General features: G+C 59.3%; 9 protein-coding genes. 4 read left to right on the top strand and 5 right to left on the bottom strand.

Translation table 11 applies throughout. The features are described from left to right. Nucleotides 1–248 precede the first annotated feature (248 nt). Nucleotides 249–1,865, top strand: coding sequence for a M43 family zinc metalloprotease (locus J3U87_RS27435; protein ID WP_237378979.1), 1,617 nt, complete (start codon nt 249–251; stop codon nt 1,863–1,865). A gap of 1,399 nt (nt 1,866–3,264) precedes the next feature. Next, nucleotides 3,265–5,130 (top strand): GNAT family N-acetyltransferase, encoded by a 1,866-nt coding sequence (locus J3U87_RS27430; protein WP_237378978.1) that lies wholly within the window; start codon nt 3,265–3,267, stop codon nt 5,128–5,130. Between the two features lie 152 nt (nt 5,131–5,282). On the opposite strand, the gene J3U87_RS27425 is transcribed toward J3U87_RS27430, so the two are convergent. From J3U87_RS27425 to J3U87_RS27415, 3 genes are read right to left on the bottom strand one after another with little or no spacing between them, the layout of a single operon-like run. Next, nucleotides 5,283–5,951, bottom strand: a complete 669-nt coding sequence (locus J3U87_RS27425) for a hypothetical protein (RefSeq protein ID WP_237378977.1) — start codon at nt 5,949–5,951, stop codon at nt 5,283–5,285. Further along, on the bottom strand, nt 5,948–6,541 hold the full coding sequence (locus J3U87_RS27420; RefSeq protein ID WP_237378976.1) for an anti-sigma factor: 594 nt from the start codon (nt 6,539–6,541) through the stop codon (nt 5,948–5,950). Before J3U87_RS27420 ends, J3U87_RS27425 begins: the two co-directional genes overlap by 4 nt. Further along, complete coding sequence (locus J3U87_RS27415; RefSeq protein ID WP_237378975.1) at nt 6,538–7,125, bottom strand: RNA polymerase sigma factor; 588 nt, start codon at nt 7,123–7,125, stop codon at nt 6,538–6,540. Before J3U87_RS27415 ends, J3U87_RS27420 begins: the two co-directional genes overlap by 4 nt. Before the next feature lie 625 nt (nt 7,126–7,750). Here J3U87_RS27415 and J3U87_RS27410 point away from each other — a divergent pair. Further along, nucleotides 7,751–11,020 carry a sensor histidine kinase gene (locus J3U87_RS27410; protein WP_237378974.1) on the top strand — a complete coding sequence of 1,090 codons (3,270 nt, stop codon included), beginning with the start codon at nt 7,751–7,753 and terminating at the stop codon, nt 11,018–11,020. Between the two features lie 535 nt (nt 11,021–11,555). Beyond that, entirely contained in the window at nt 11,556–12,806 is a 1,251-nt protein-coding gene (locus J3U87_RS27405; RefSeq protein ID WP_237378973.1) for an aspartate aminotransferase type Ic, read from the top strand. A gap of 745 nt (nt 12,807–13,551) precedes the next feature. On the opposite strand, the gene J3U87_RS27400 is transcribed toward J3U87_RS27405, so the two are convergent. Together J3U87_RS27400 and J3U87_RS27395 are read right to left on the bottom strand one after the other, a co-directional pair. Then, a complete protein-coding gene (locus J3U87_RS27400; protein WP_237378972.1) occupies nt 13,552–14,427 on the bottom strand; it encodes an HNH endonuclease family protein in 876 nt (291 codons plus the stop codon). Next, nucleotides 14,424–15,629, bottom strand: coding sequence for an AAA family ATPase (locus J3U87_RS27395; protein WP_237378971.1), 1,206 nt, complete (start codon nt 15,627–15,629; stop codon nt 14,424–14,426). Before J3U87_RS27395 ends, J3U87_RS27400 begins: the two co-directional genes overlap by 4 nt. Between the last annotated feature and the right edge of the window lie 188 nt (nt 15,630–15,817).

Below are 15,817 nucleotides of genomic sequence, written 5' to 3'. Positions count from 1 at the left end.
CCCAAAAAAGCGGACCATGTGTCGGGGGGAACCGCGGGCACCGCGTAAAGGATCGATAAGAAGCAGGGGAGACGTTTGAAAGGCGTATGTTAAACCTGATAATTGTTTAAAAAATACTCGATTTCGCCGGAAGAAGACGTCACATGATTGCGGTGCGGAGGTCTCGAGGGACGCCGTACATGGGCATCGGTGCGCCGACGGACGGAAGGACCTGCTTGAACTGCACATCTACGCACAAGGAGTTTCCATTGATCCCATTCATTCAACCCAGTTCCATCGCCACAAACCGAGTGCTCTTGCTGGTCGCGGCGCTGTTGTTCAGTGTTTCCGCATGGGCGGGTCCCGGTGAACGCCGCGGTTGCGGCACCAAAACGCGCCGGGCCGAATTCGTATCCAAGGTTCCTTCCGATTGCGACGGAAACGGAACCATCATCAGCGACGCCTATCGGGTCGACGACATTTTCACCTTGAAGCTGGTCATTCACGTCATTCACAAGGCGGACGGCACCGGCAAACTCAGTGAGCAAACCGTGCGCGACGCGGTGCGCATCCTCAACGAGGACTTTCGCGCCATCGAGGGGACCAGCGGCGCCGCGGGCAATGACGGCGGCATTCAGTTCGTCCTGGCGGATCGGGATCCCAGCGGGAACCCGAGCTCGGGCATCGTCTACGTGGAAAACGACGCCTATTTCGACGGTGAGCTGGAACAATACGGCGCGGCCCTTCAATGGGATCCCGAGCGTTACGTGAACCTGTACACCAGTGCGGGCGAGGGTGCCGGCGGCGTGGTCTACCAAATGCCCTGGGAACCCTGGGCCGAGCCCGCTTTCGAAGGCATGGTGGTGGCCTACGACCTGATGGGTCGCGACGATGCCACCGGTGAATCGCACCACGTGGCCACCCACGAGATGGGCCATTACCTGGGCCTCGAACACACCTTTTTCGGCATGGAGGAAGGCGAACCCTGCATCACCGGAGACTGCAACAAGACCGGCGACCTGATCTGCGACACCAATCCCCATCCGGTGCCCGATCTGGATGTGAGCAGTTGTGCCGCCCGCACCTCCTGCGATGCCGAGGAACCGGTTCGCAACTACATGAACTACATGCCCGAGACCTGCATGACCGAGTTCACGCTCGAACAGGTCAACCGCATGCGTTGCGTGGTGCTCAACTATCGCCAGAAGCTGATTTCCGATGACGCCGGCGGTGGTTCCACCGGCAACGAAAACGCGCGTTGGATCCCCCACGTCACCCGCGACGGCGGCGGTTTCGAAACGTCCCTGTACCTCACCAATCCCTCGACCGCCGACCTGTCCTACACGCTGAAGGTCTACGATCCGGCGGGCACGGTTATCGGCGAACAAGAGATCGGCATCCCGGCGGAGTCGCGCAGCGTGATCCGCCCCAGTCTGATCGCCAACGACGGCGAGCCCAGCCACATCGCCGTCACCGGTGCCACCGCGGCCAAGGTATCGGCGGCCTACCGCGTGGCCGGTGCCCACGGGGTCAGCGCCCACGTGTCGGAAACCACGATCAAGGGTCGGGGTTTCCTGATTCACCTGGGTGAGGCCGACCTCATCTTCGACGGCATCGCCATGGTGAACACGGGCACCGTACCCGTAACCGTCAGCGCCACCGTGATCGGCGACGTGGATCAGTCCCGCGAAACCGCGGTGCTGGTCGAAGACCTGGGCGTGCTCGCCAAATCGCTGGTTGACTTGTCGCGCCAATTCCCCGATGCCGGCAACGCCGTGATTCGCCTGGAGGCCACCGGTCCCATCAGTGTGACGGCCCTGCGCGGTTCTCGACCCGGCAGCCAGAATCCCTTCCTGCTGGCGAACCCGGTCATCAGTGTTGAGTAGCACCTCGAGCGGTCCGGACATTCCGTCTTGACCGGTTTTTCGGCGGGCAGGCGCTTCGGCGCCGCCCGCCATTTTTTGTGGGTGGTGGAGGTTGCGTCGCGGTTTGGTCGGGGCTTGTGGGGGCGATTTTTTTTACCACTGAGTCGTTGCCCAGGCCGGGGGCCCGGGTTTCAGGTGGGTAACTAATCGAAGCGAATCGTTTGGGAGTTCCCGCATTTGTGAGAGGGGCGTCGTTGCAGTAAGTTGGCCCGCCGGGCCGACATTTTTCGACGAACTCCCTGCACATCCGCCTTTTTAGGTTTTTATCTTTATCTTCGAGCTTTACAGAGTTTGTTACATAAGAGCCCCGGACCAGCGGGAATACCCGCTCGATTTCGAGAAAGAAACAACGCGATGCGAGCCGACTCGGAGAGCCCGTACGTGCAATAGAGGTGTAAAGCCTGTAGGTTGAGCACGGCCGGTATGGCAGCTTGCTCAACCAATCGAAGCGACTTGGTAGAAATATTTTGCGCCATCGAGAGATCGGAGGCACGACTTATCTGCTGCGCTCTTTTACGACTCGATCTTTCGAAGCGCGGATCGCTTCGATGTGTCGGGCCAGCGGCCCAACCTACCTGGCACGACGAATCTCTAGGCATTCGGGCACTCCGAGCAACTTTGTTTCAAGAGAGTCCACGGAGGACACGGAGGTTTGAGAAAGTCTTCGCTGCAGTTGAGTCCGAGGCTCTGAGGCGATAGATTCCGAGCCCACCGAGGTTGAAGTAGGCCAGAGGGTTTCGGGGTAGATACAGATCGAAACTGAACTGCTTTCAGATTCTCGCTTTTTCGAAAGGGATACCTTTGGAGTAGGTTTCAGGCCCGTGCAGCGCGCCAGGTCAATCTTGTTCAAAGCGCTTTCGGCCACACTGAGTGTCGGTTTTTTAGACTATATATTCAAGCTTTAGGTGTGACCCAGAGCAAGCTCTGCGACGCATGACCTAGATGATATTCCGTCAAGGTTTCATCTCGGTCTATGGCGACTGCGTTTCCCTCGGTCTCCTCTCGGAACGGTGAAGTCGACAGCCTTCGCCATATCGGCCCAGTCGGTAGGGTGGCCCCAAGTTGTTTTGCTCTGTCGTACTTTTCGGAATGGGGGTTCTGTAACGCAGGGGAACCGAGCCCTTTCCTGCTTCTCTGGGAACTCCGTGGACTCAGTGGTAAAAATAAAAAAGATCGACCCAAACCCCACCCCGATCAAATCCGCCACCTCCGATCTTTACGCGAATTTGCGTTCTACCGTGGGACCTCCATATTCTTTACATAGTTTCTCGCTATCATGTGTTTCGCGGACCTGTGTTGGGTCGCGGCCCTTTCGAAACCACCCTTGGCGAGGAACCCGATGAATGCGATGCCGATTCGAATGATGAACGAACACGATGCCCTGATTCATTGGCTCCTCCAGCATGGCGCGCGCTTTCCCGATCAGCGTGTCGTCGAATTTGCGCCTGGAAACCGCGGAGTGATTGCCGCCAAGCCATTTTCGCGCGGAAACGAAGCCCTGTTCATTCCCCGGCAAGTCATGATGTGTCGCGATACGGCCGACGCCTCCGATATCGGTCGGGCGATTCACCGATCGCGAGTGAGCTTGATCTCCGGACAATGTGTGCTCGCCGCGTTTCTGCTTCAGGAAATGGAGAATCCGCGTTCCTTCTGGCTGCCGTATTTACGGACCCTGCCCGCCGACTTCGACGATTGTCCGATTTTTTTCAACGACCGGTTGCTCACCTGTCTCAAGGGTTCCTATTGCCTCGACATGGTTCACGAGCGGCGCCGGATCATCGAGACCGATTACCGCTCGCTTTGCGAAGCCGTGCCCGGCTTCTCCCGTCACGCACTTTCGGCGTTCACGTGGGCCATGACCGTGGTGAACACCCGCTGTTTCGGGGTTCCCGGCGAAGAGGACGACTGCATTCCCGCGTTGGTGCCGTTGCTCGACATGTACAACCACCGCCAGGGGTACGATTGCAAGCGACACTTCGCCTCGGCCGAGAATGGGTTCGTGCTTCAACTGAATCACGATTTGGCTGCCGGCAGCGAACTGTGTGTCACCTACGGCGCCAAGTCCAACGGTCGTTTCTTCGTCAACTACGGCTTCCTCGATCGCGCGAGCGACCGCCGCGACGCCCGCATCAAACTGGTGCCGGACCCGCGCGATCCCACGATCAAATTGAGGCTGGCGCATTGGAAGGGCGCCGACTCAAAAGATTTCATCGTCTCGACCGACTCCTGGGATTCGATGGAAACCTGCCTGACCGAGCTGCGCATGGTCGTGTCCGCCACTCTGGATCAAAGCGTGTACCAGAGCGATCGCGAAGGGAAACCGCGTTCCCTGAAGCACGAAATTCTGTCGTTGCACCTGCTTGTTCAGCACGTGGACACGGCGTTGGCGCAGTTTCCCGGGTCGGTGGAAGAGGATCGCGCCTTGCTCGACGGAACCAAGAAACCGATCCGCCCGGACGCCCGCTTTCTGAGCGTGGTGCGCATGCGCGCGTACGAGAAGGAAACCCTTCAGTTGGTACACGACTTCGCCGAAGCGGCCCTGGCCGTCCTGTGCCTGCCGCGGAAGGAGATGATGGCCGAGCTGAGACGGCTCGCAGCGGAGGACCACCAAACGCAAACGCCTTGGCTCCAAGGCTGGTGTCACCAGATATTGGCCGTGTTCTCCCTGAAGTACGCCTGGCTCGAGCGCACCGATACCGCCGAACCCGAGACCGCCTCGCAGGACGATGCCCGGCTCAACGTGGTGCCCGCCAATCCTTCGCTCTGGCAGAAGATGCACCAGTTGGAACTACCCCCAGCCCAGCGTCGGTACGTGCCCAGGCCGGAAGAGCTCCTGCGCGAACAGGTCTTTTCCGATGGAATCCGGCCTCAGACCGTGGTGATTCGCATGGGCGAGGAGCCGGTGGGCATGTTCTGCTACACCTTGGAAGAAACCGGTGCCGCCGGGTTCTTCGGGTTTCAGGTGGACCAGCAGTACCAGGGGAGGGGCGTGGGCCGCTGGGCGCTACGCGCGTTTCTGCGCGGCATCCTGCACTTCCCGAACGTCAACTGTGTCCGGCTCAACGTGCACAAGAAGAACGTGGACGCCACCTGTTTCTACCTGCGCGAGGGGTTCAAGCTGATGGCGCCGATTCCCGAATCGGCGGCCCATCTCTGGGATTTGATCATCGACCGCGAGGATATCGAGGCGCGTTTCGCTTCGCCGACCCCGACGCCCGTGAGTTGAGCGGAAGGGTGGAGACGGCTCGGGTTTCCCGCCCGAGCGCGGACGGCCGATGGTGCGATCCCCGAGCTCCGATTCGTGGTCCTCGCCCTGGTTTGGACGCTTCTCTCGATTTCGGCGACCCGGCCATCGGCCTTACCGAAATCGAGATCGCCTCAAGGGAGGATGCTGCTGGGGTCGCGCTGATTGTTGATGCGCTTGACCTTGTTGATCCAATCGCCGGGAAATTCCGTTTCCTTGGCCGACACGTTGGCCACGTCGCTCTTGTTCACGCTCAGCGTGACCAATTTGCGCGAACTGTCGTGACGTACGTTCAACCCCGCGAAGTACCAGGCCGGTTCGCGCTCCTCGATGACCAGGATCAGCTTCTCCTCCGCTGACAATTGGGTCAGTTGGCCGATGAACTCGGGGATGCTGTCGCGAAGTTGCGTGACGATCTTCTCGAAATCGGCTTCGCGCAGCAGGTCCTCTCGCTGCAGCTTTTCCCGCCAGGCCCGCATGCGCCGGTTGACTTCGTTTCGGTTGAGCGAGATGGTCTGGGCCTGACCTTCGATCGCGGTGGCGTTGTCGCCGACCGGTTGGGCCGCCTGGCTGCGGTACCGCACCGGAATCAGCACCAACACGCCGTTTTGGTCGAGGTAATAGCCGCGTACCGGATCTGAGGTGAAGACGCCGAATCGGGTGCCCTGTTCGTTGATGCGCTTTTTCACCAGAACCTCGACTCCGGCGATCTCCTCCCAGATGGTCAATTCGCGGTTATTCGCGTCGAAGGGAGGCAGCAACAGAAAGAAAAGAGCGAAGGTGGAGGGATTCATGACGATCATTGACGAGTCCTTAATTCGTTTTTGCGAGCTTCGCGCATCAAGTCTTCTCGAAGTGTGACAAGGTATTCCGCGTTTTTAAGCTCGAATTCCTTCATCTTGTCGGTCAGGGCCTCGGTGAAGACCCCCAGGTTTTCGTCGCGCTCCTCGTACACCGCGTCAAATCGGCGATCCACCTCGCGTTGGGTCAGTTGGGCATTGAGCTCGATGGCTTCCAGGAGCCGCTCCTCCAAGGCCGCGATGCGCTGTTCCTGGTTGTTGGCCTTCGTGCCGAACAACGCGAATCCCATGGAAAAACCCTGTGCATCGAATTTCAACTGGAAACCGAGCAAGGAGAGCACCAACATTGCCGCCGCGCCGAGTGCGGCCGTGCGCCGAATCAGCGCCCGGTGCTTGAAGCGGGCAAACGAGATGTGGCGTTTGGGCATGGCCGGGATGATGGGTTCGGCGGCCTTGGCCACTTTCAATCCATCGGAAATCAAGCGGAACCGTTCTTGGCAGGGTGGGCACTCGGCCAGGTGTTGCGCCCGTTCGTCGTCTCGGGGTTCCCCCATCAGGACGTCGATCAATTCTTCTTCGGAGAGATGCCTCACGATAAGCCCCCTTCTTCAATCACTTGTTTTCTCCTCATGACGCTGCCCAAATTGCTCAATGCCTTGTACAGCCGGCTCTTGATGGTGCTGACCGGCTCGTCGAGAATCTCCGAGATCTGGTCGAAGGTCATGTCTTGATAGATTTTCATGACCACGACCGATTGCTGGTTGGGCGGTAGGTCGCGCACGGCCTCTTCGACCCAGGCGCGCTGATCCTTGGCAGCGTAAATGCCTTCCACGTCCGCTTCGGCCCGGTGATCGGCCACGTCGTAGCCGCGATCCTGGATGACCTGGAGCGACTGCTCCTTGCGAACTTTCAGGCGTCTTTTGTAATCGATGCAATCGTTGATGGCGATCCGGTAGATCCAACTGGAGAACTGGGATTCGCCCTTGAAATGAATCAAATTGCGAAATGTTTTGAAAAAAATGTCTTGGACCAGGTCCAAGGCGGTATCGGTATCGTGCACGTATCGGTAGACCAGACGGGTGATCTTGGCCTGATACCGTTCGACCAACACGTCGAACGCCCGACCTTCACCCTTCTGGGCGCGTTTCACCAATTCCGTGTCGAGTAAGTGCTCCATGGGTTCTTTTCCCCTTTCCACCCCCTCTGACGCGCCGTTTCGAACGGTAGTCTAAACTTTTTTGCGAGGGTCGCGCCGGAGGTGGATCCCGAACGGTGGGGGCGCTGCGCCGAGGCACTGCGTGACCTTCGGGGGCGGCGTTCCGGTGCCCAGCCGGAAATGGAAAAATCGGAACCGCCAAGTCGGTCCTTCAGGATGGGCACGGGCTCGGGTATCGGGTGGCATGACTCGGCAAGATTCCCATCGCCCGGTGATTGGTCGAAACGTGAGAGCTGGCTGTCGATACCGGTTTGCACATGGTGCCCAACCAAGGCGGAGGAACGGTTGCGACATCCCCCGTTGCTGGATGGGCACTTCCCAACTGGAATTCTAGCGCCTCTTTCAGAGTTTTCAGGTTTGGAAAATAAGAAAGCGAACCGATTTTTATCTTAGGAAACAGACGACACGAACGAGACCTCCGCACTGCCGGGCCCCGGCGCGATCGCCTTTTCGCGCCGATCATTTCTCCTGGCCGCAAAACGACGCAAACTGGTGTACAATGGCGCAACCCTCATATCCTCCCTTTTCTGGCCGGAAGAGACGTCGGCGCATCGCGACGCACGTTCTCTCCGTGGTTCGTTTGCCTATGCGTCACTTTCGTTCTCTGTTCGCCTTGACTTTGCTACTGCCTTTCCTTCACGCACTCGACCCCGATCGCGAGCCGAACCAGTATCGCGTCACGCTTTGGGGCGCCGCCCAAGGCCTGCCCCAGCTCACCGTCAACGATGTGCTTCAGGCCAAATCCGGATACCTTTGGGTAGCCACCCAGAACGGGTTGGCGCGGTTCGACGGCCATACCTTCGAAAATTTCTATCAGTATGACGATCGCCTGTTCAATCCGGTCTTCAAAGACGGCTACATGGAAGTGCTGTTGGAGGACCCCGACGGCACCCTCTGGATCGGCACCCGCGCCAGCGGCTTGGTTCGCCTGCGCGACGGCGTCTTCGAGGCCTATACTCTGGAACACGGGTTGCCCAGCCTGCACCTGTGGAGCCTGGCGCGCGACACGCGCGATCGTCTGTGGATCGGCACCAGCGATGGCCTGTGCGTCATGGAGGGCGACCGGTTCCGCACCTATACCACCGCCGACGGACTGGGTTCCGACAACATCGTGTCGCTGCTGGCGGACGATGCGGGCAGGGTCTGGATCGGCACCGATCAGGGGCTCAGCATCTTGGAAGGGGAGACGCTTCGGCATTTCGAGGCACACGAAGAGGTTTGGGGCCAGAACATTTCGGCGCTCTTTCAAAGTCGCGAAGGCACCATCCTGGTCAGCACGCGGGTCAGCGGCCTCATGCGGGCGATTCCCCTGCCGTCGGGCGACCGTGCGGTCGATGAAACGCCCTACCGGTTCGAATGGGTGCCCAGTCAGCCGCGGTCCCTACAGATCGAGGCCATCTGTGAAGACTCCGGCGGCAACATCTGGTTGGGCACCGGCCAAGTGGGATTGGCGCGCTACCGCGAGGGACGGGTCCAGCGATATACCGGGCCGAACTCTCAATTCGGAACCGGCATCTACTCCATTGCCGAGGACGCCGAACAGACCCTCTGGGTCGGGACCCGCAACGGGTTCTTTCAGTACCAGGATGGCAAGTACTACGTGGTGGGCGAGCTGGACGGGTTGCCAAAAAACCTGGTTTGGAGCGTGATGGAAGACAATCAGGGTGCCGTGTGGATGGGCACCGAAGGCGGCGGCATCAGCCGCTGGCACGAGGGCAAGGTCAAGAGCTGGAATCGCGAGCACGGCCTGGTCAACGAATTCGTCCTCACGGTGCTGGCCCATTCCAACGGTGACGTCTGGGCCGGCACGCGCTACGGTTTGGGCCGCTTGCGCGACGATCGCGTGCGGGTCTTCACCAAACGCGACGGCATGGTCGGCGACTACATCCGCGCCCTGATGGAAGATCGCGAGGGCAACCTCTGGGTCGGGACCAAGACCGGGGTCGCCGTCTGGGATGGGCAACGCTTCACCAACTACACCGCCGCCGACGGTCTGACCGACGAAGTCATTCGCGCCTTCTACCAAGACCGCGAGGGCACGATCTGGATCGCCACCGACCACGGGCTGAGCAGCTATGCGGACGGCAAATTTCGCTCCTACACGACCGACAACGGCCTGGCCAACAACTCGGTACGCGCCATTCTGGAGGACGACACCGGCGCCCTTTGGTTCGGCACCTACGGCGGGCTGAACCGCTTGGTCGACGGGCAGTTCAGCACGGTGACCCGCGATCACGGGCTGTTCCAGGATATCCTATTCAAGATTCTCGACGACGGCCGCGGCCATTTCTGGATGACCACCCACGACGGGTTCTTTCGGGTCTCGCAGGCCGACCTCCACGCCGTGGCGGATGGCCGCCTCGACCGTCTGACCAGCACCGTATTCGGATCGCGCGGTGACAAGGGGCTGGTCGAATGCAACGGCGGCAGCAGCCCCTGCGGCTGGCGCACGGCCGACGGTCGCCTGTTGATGCCCTCGATGACCGGGCTGATCGTCCTCGATCCCTCGCAGGGCACCCGCAACCCCTGGAAACCGCCGACCTACGTTACCAAGGTGCTGGTCGACGGCGTCGAAGTGCCGCCTGACGCGCGGCGCCGGCTCCCCCCGGAAACCGAGAAGATCGCGTTCCATTTCACCGGGATCAGTTTCGAGGAGCCCGCCAAGGTGCGGTTCCGCGTCCAACTGGAAGGATTCGACAAGGACTGGGAGGACATCGGCAACCTGCGCTTTCACTACTACACCGCACTGCCGCCAGGGAACTATCGGTTCCGCGTGCAGGCCGCCAACAACGACGGTGTCTGGAACGAAGTGGGCGATTCCGTCTCCTTCTACCTGGAGCCGTATTTCTACGAGACCAAGGTGTTCTATGCGTTCGCCCTGGTGATGTTCGTGTTGCTGATCTTTGGCGGGCACCAACTGCGTCTGGGCAAGGTCGAGTCGCGCAAGAACCAGTTGGAGGAGTTGGTTCGCGCCCGGACCCAGGCGCTCGAGAAAACCAACCGCGAGTTGCAGGCGGCACAGGGGCATTTGGTCCGCGCGGCCCACCTGGCCGGCATGGCCGAGATCTCGGCCGACGTCATCCACAACCTCGGCAACGGCCTCAACGGGGTGAATGTCTCGGCCGGCCTGATCCGCGATTTCGCCCACAAGTTGCCCACCGAGCAAATGACGCGGCTGGGCGAATTGTTGGTCGAAAACCAGGACCACCTCGGTGAATTCCTTTCGGAGGATCCCCGTGGCGTCAATGTGGTGCCGTTCGTGGAGCGCACGGCCCAGAGTCTGGAACGGCTGAGGATCGATCTGGCGGCAGAGGGTCAGCGGCTGACCGAAAACGTCAAGGAACTCAACGAGGTGATTCGCGCCCAGCAGGCCTTGACCGAGCAGAACGACAGGTACGAGGTCGTCGAAGTACGGGAGCTGGTGAACGAGGCGGTGTTGCTGCAGGCCGACAGCATTCGCGAGAACCGCGTCAACCTGGTCACCGAGATCAGCGATTCACCCTTGGTTAGGGTGCAGAAGACCAAATTGCTGCGGGCCCTGGGGAACCTGGTCAAGAACGCCTGGGAGTCCACGGTTCAGGTAGGGGAGCGCGAGAAACAGGTCAGGATCCATACCTTTCGGAAGGACGGCGACTGGGTGCGCCTGGAGATTACCGACAACGGTGCCGGCATCGCACCCGAAGACATCACCCGTGTGTTCCACCAGGGCTACACGACCAAGAAGCACGGTCACGGATTCAGCCTGCACTATTGCGGCAACGTCATTTCCGAAATGAAGGGCAAGATCTCGGTGCACAGCGACGGGCCCGGCACGGGCGCGACCTTCCAGATCGATCTCCCGATCGCGGTGCCCTAGGCGCTCGAAATCATGTGGGATAGAGATCTTGCCAGTTGATCTCGGCGTTGGTTCCGAGGCGTCACCTGGTGCTCGCAATAGATCTTCCCGTTCATTGGAAAAAACTGCCCACGGATCACACGGATTGACACGAATCATCAGGCCCATCCAGGAACGAAATCATGTCAACAACCCAAGCGATCCGGTTGGAAGGGCGCGATATCAGGTATCAGGCGTCAGGTCTCGGCAAGATCATTGGTCAAAGGGAATGAGCCGGCGCCTGAGACCTGACTGCCGATGCCAGTTGGTATGGGCAACCCTTCAGATTCAGGGGAGCGTTTGCAGAAAAACCCGATTCCTGGATGAGAGCACTAACTGGCCAGCGAAGGGAGCCCCATCACCCGAAGTGTGCTATTTTGTTCGCCAAGTTCGCGACGCTCGCCAAAGCCCCGAAGCGGGTCGTTGCGCCTCCGGTTCGACGACCCGATCCCCGCGCCATCGTCTCCAGCGGTTGACGCTGTGTTTCCCCCCAAACTACGATGAAGAGGAACCTACCATGACTCATCCCCAAGAAAGCCTCGAACAACTGAAGGAGCGCTATGCGGCCGTCCAAGCCAAGCAGCTCCAGCTAGATATGACCCGTGGAAAGCCAGGCCCGGAGCAACTGGATTTGGCCAATGCCATGCTGACCCTGGTCGATGGCGACCACTACAAGGACGATGCCGGCACCGATTGCCGCAATTACGGCGTGGTCGACGGTCTGCCCGCGGCCAAGCGACTGTTCGCCGACTTTCTGGAATGCGACGCCGAAGAGGTCATCATCGGTGGCAACGCCAGTCTGACCCTGATGCACAACTACATCGCGCGCGCCATGCTGCACGGCGTGCCTGGCAGCCCGCGCCCCTGGTGCCGCGAATCGGCGGTCCGCTTTTTGTGCCCCGTCCCGGGTTACGACCGCCATTTCAACGTCTGCAAGGAAATGGGTATCGAGATGATTCCCGTCGCCATGAACGACGAGGGGCCCGACATGGACCAGGTGGAGCGGCTGGTGGCCGAGGATGCGTCGATCAAGGGCATCTGGTGCGTACCCAAGTACGCCAACCCCAATGGCGTGACCTACAGTGACACGGTCGTCGATCGGCTGGCCTCGATGACCACGGCGGCCCCCGATTTCCGGATCTTGTGGGACAATGCCTACGCCCACCATCACCTCTACGATCAAGAAGACCAGTTGAAGAACATCCTGCAGGCCTGCAAACAGTGCGGGAACCCCAACCGCGTGATCATGTTGGGTTCCACCAGCAAAATCAGCTTCGCGGGAGCCGGCGTGTCCGCCATGGCCTGTAGTGTGGAGAACCGATCCGACGTGTTGGGCCACGTCAAAATGGAGACGATCGGCAACGACAAGCTCAATCAACTGCGCCACTTGCGGTTCTTCCAGAACATGGCCGGGATTCGCGCCCACATGAAAAGGCACGCGGCCATTTTGCGGCCCAAGTTCGAAGGGGTCCGCAAGGTCTTGACGCGGGAATTGGAAGGAACCGGCCTGGCTACCTGGACCCAACCGCGCGGCGGTTATTTCATCTGTCTCGACACGGCGCCGGGATTGGCCAAGCGCGTGGTGGCGTTGGCCGGTGCGGCTGGCGTCAAGCTCACCCCGGCGGGGGCGACCCACCCGAACGGTCACGATCCCGACGACAAGACGATTCGCATCGCGCCTTCGATGCCGAGCCTGCCCGCGATCCTCGAGGCGACCGAGGTCATGGCCCTCTGCGTGAAGCTCGCCGCGGCCGAGAAAAACGCCTGATTCCAGAGGCGGGCGGATCGCTGAATCCGCCCGTCGTCTCCAACCGGTGTGAGGTCAGCCAGGGGCCGGAATGCCGAAATCGCGGCCAAATCCTGTTTCAGACGTCCTACGCGACCACCTTCCAGTTGCAAACGTGGATTTTGCTGACACGGCGTTACGTTTCGGTCCGTCACGGGCGGAGCCAACCCCTAATCGGCAATAGCGGTCCCGGTTCGACGCGATGTTCGTCGGAGAGCGCTTATTGCCGATGGTTCCGTAAGTTTGAGCTGTTCGTTGACTGAGTTATGGTTAACCTTCCCCTGGGGGATTCCCATACCGATGTCCTCTACCACTCAGAGCGCATTTCGGCCTGGTTTGATGCTTGTGTCAACCATTTGTCAGAAAAGAACCGCGCAACAGCGGGCCAACCCACTCGATTTCGAGAAAGAAACAACGCGAAGCGAGCCGGCTTGGAGAACCCGCATGCGCATAAGCGACGTAAAGCATGTAGGTTGAGCAGCTTGCTCAACCAATCGAAGCGGTCTAGAAGGGTTCAAAATCGATCATCGAGAGATTTTTAGGCCCGACTTATCCGCTTCGCTCTTTTACCAATCGACCTTGCGAAACGCAGATCACCTCGAAGTGTCGTGCCAGCGGCCATACCGGCCGTGCCCAACCGACCTGGCACGACGAATCTTTCGGCATTCGGGAACTCCAAACGGATTTATTTCAAGAGAGGGGCCGCCGACGCAGAGTCGAGCAGTGCTTAGTTTGGTGTAAGAAACATCCGCGCTGCTTGGGCGAGTTTTCGGGCTTCCGTTGGGTTGCTGGTATAGCGCCGACAGTAGGCGCGAGCACATGCTGCGTGATGGGATTCGTTGCGGCAGAGCCTTTTGATGTCCTCATTCGCATCGATGCGATCCTCGTCATTTCCATTGGCGAGCAACCGAAAGGCGACATCAAGATGCGTGATGACATCGGCGCGTTGGGATTGTAAGGTATGGCGATTCAGTTCGAAAAAATCAATGGTCACCATGGCTCGCCGATGTTGGCGGGTACCAACTGGACCTTTGGCGATGGCCAAGTGCCCGTAAAAATCGATGAGATCCTCGGGATTCTCGTCAAAATCACCCAAAGGATAAACCAACAGCGCCCTTTCTCCCGGTTGGTGCATTGGATCTCCAGCCCGCGTGTTGCGGCGGCCTTCAATGGGGAAGTAACATGATTTCAGGGGCGTGTTGCAGGGTTTACAAGACGTTAAAAAATTAAAAGGATGGTGCCATAGTTTGAGGTAACCCCTTGCAGAGGCGTTGCCGGTCGGGAAATCATAGTCCAGGTCGCGTTCCTGCTTGATCGCCCTCGTGGGCCACTTCGTTACTGCGCTTTTTGGGCGAAAATGCTCCACGTCATGCTCAATCTTTCCATATCGTTCGCTTTCCAGCAGGCGTTCGCAATAACCACATTTGTTGTGTTGGAGCCGCATATAGACAGCTTTGATCTCGCTCCAAATACCTGATCTCAATTTGTTGGTTTCTGGATTGTATGGTGATTTGGTGAGGTCCGCCGCTCGATCTCCCCAGCCGGGTTTTTCCTCCTCAATCAATCGGTGTAGTGCCTCAAGAGTGATGGAGAAGCGAATCATGACTGGGGCTCTTGTAGCGATGTGGTTTCGTTGGCTCGGGCCATGTAGCGGCGGGCGGCGTTCAGGTCGCCGGCTTGGGCGTCCCGTAGCAGCTCGACCAGTTCACGCTCTTTACTGGGTGCTCGGGTAGTTCGCAGACCGAAATAGGGGCTATGCAGGATTTGCTCGACGTTGAAGCCGTGAATCGTTTCTCCCCGTTCGTGAACGGCCATGGCGCCGTCCTCCTCAGCTTCAATCACCAGCGGAGGATTATGGAAGGTTCCCGCCACGATGGGGCTATGGCTGGTGAAAATAAATTGCAAGTTGGGCAGGGTTTTACTCAAGTGAGTTACGATCTGTAATTGCCATGCGGGGTGGAGGTGCAAATCGACCTCATCGACCAGGACTACCCCACGCATGGTCGCCAGGGGCATGCCGTCGGGGGCGCAGGCGGCCATGTGGGCGACTAAGTCCGTTGTCCAAGCGATGTAGGCGCGATACCCGTCGGATAGGGTGGACAGGGGAAGGGTGATGCCGTTGTGTTTGAACAGAAAATCACCGCCCTGATCTTCATCCAAAAGGGTCGTGCCGTCAGGAAGCAAGTTGTTGATCAAGGTGAGAATTTCATCGAAACGTTTGGTGCTGCGATATTGGGGGAGCCAGGATTCCAAGGGGGTCAGGGCCTCGTTGTCCTCGAACAAAGTGACGACGCGATGATAGCGCAACCACCGTTTGCGGCGAATGGCGCCCAGGTTGTATTCGCCGGTTTCGATCCGCCGCGTGGCACCGTAGCCGGCCAGGAAAAAGGAGGGGTGATTGTCCTCGCGGTAGGCTGCTAGATAATTCTCGCCAGTTTTGGTGTCCAGTGTTTCTCGCGCGGTCTTGCCCTTGAGCCGTTTGATCTCCAGAGAAGTCGGCCAAGAAAGAAAAGGTGTATCGGCTTCCGCCTCGTGCAGCATCAACGATCCCTTGATGCGCGCAAGTCCCATGCCTTCTCGAACCATGCGGTGGGAGACATAACCGCAATCGCGGAGAATGGGAGTCAGCACGGCCAACGCGATGGCTTTGAGCAGGGTCGTTTTACCGGCGCCGTTGCCTCCGACGATCAGGTTCACATTGTTCGAGCCCTCTCCGACGGAATCGCCTGCGTCCGGGTGGCGGAAGGTGCAGTCGGTGTGGCGAAAACAGCGCAGGTTGCGAAGGCTGATATGACTGATGTACATGGCTTCTCTCTTGGTTTGAATGTCTCTACCTTATCACGAGTGGCGCATCCCCGTGATTCGGTAATTAGTAGTGGGGAAGCGGTAGTATTTTTGGTGTGACGCGATCATTTTGTTCGAGCCATGAACGGTGACGCGATCCATCAGTTTGTCACTTACGGCTACCATTAGGCCTTGTCGGATCCGCTTGG

It is taken from the genome of Sulfidibacter corallicola (genome assembly GCF_017498545.1).
Classification (GTDB): domain Bacteria; phylum Acidobacteriota; class Holophagae; order Acanthopleuribacterales; family Acanthopleuribacteraceae; genus Sulfidibacter; species Sulfidibacter corallicola.
This window is presented reverse-complemented; position numbering and strand designations above follow the sequence as displayed.

What these genes read in the sequence shown, in the direction of transcription:
- J3U87_RS27430 (WP_237378978.1), top strand. Translation starts at nt 3,265, where the DNA reads ATGATGAACGAACACGATGCCCTGATTCATTGGCTCCTCCAGCATGGC.
- J3U87_RS27425 (WP_237378977.1), bottom strand. Translation starts at nt 5,951, where the DNA reads ATGATCGTCATGAATCCCTCCACCTTCGCTCTTTTCTTTCTGTTGCTG.
- J3U87_RS27415 (WP_237378975.1), bottom strand. Translation starts at nt 7,125, where the DNA reads ATGGAGCACTTACTCGACACGGAATTGGTGAAACGCGCCCAGAAGGGT.
- J3U87_RS27410 (WP_237378974.1), top strand. Translation starts at nt 7,751, where the DNA reads ATGCGTCACTTTCGTTCTCTGTTCGCCTTGACTTTGCTACTGCCTTTC.
- J3U87_RS27405 (WP_237378973.1), top strand. Translation starts at nt 11,556, where the DNA reads ATGACTCATCCCCAAGAAAGCCTCGAACAACTGAAGGAGCGCTATGCG.
- J3U87_RS27400 (WP_237378972.1), bottom strand. Translation starts at nt 14,427, where the DNA reads ATGATTCGCTTCTCCATCACTCTTGAGGCACTACACCGATTGATTGAG.
- J3U87_RS27395 (WP_237378971.1), bottom strand. Translation starts at nt 15,629, where the DNA reads ATGTACATCAGTCATATCAGCCTTCGCAACCTGCGCTGTTTTCGCCAC.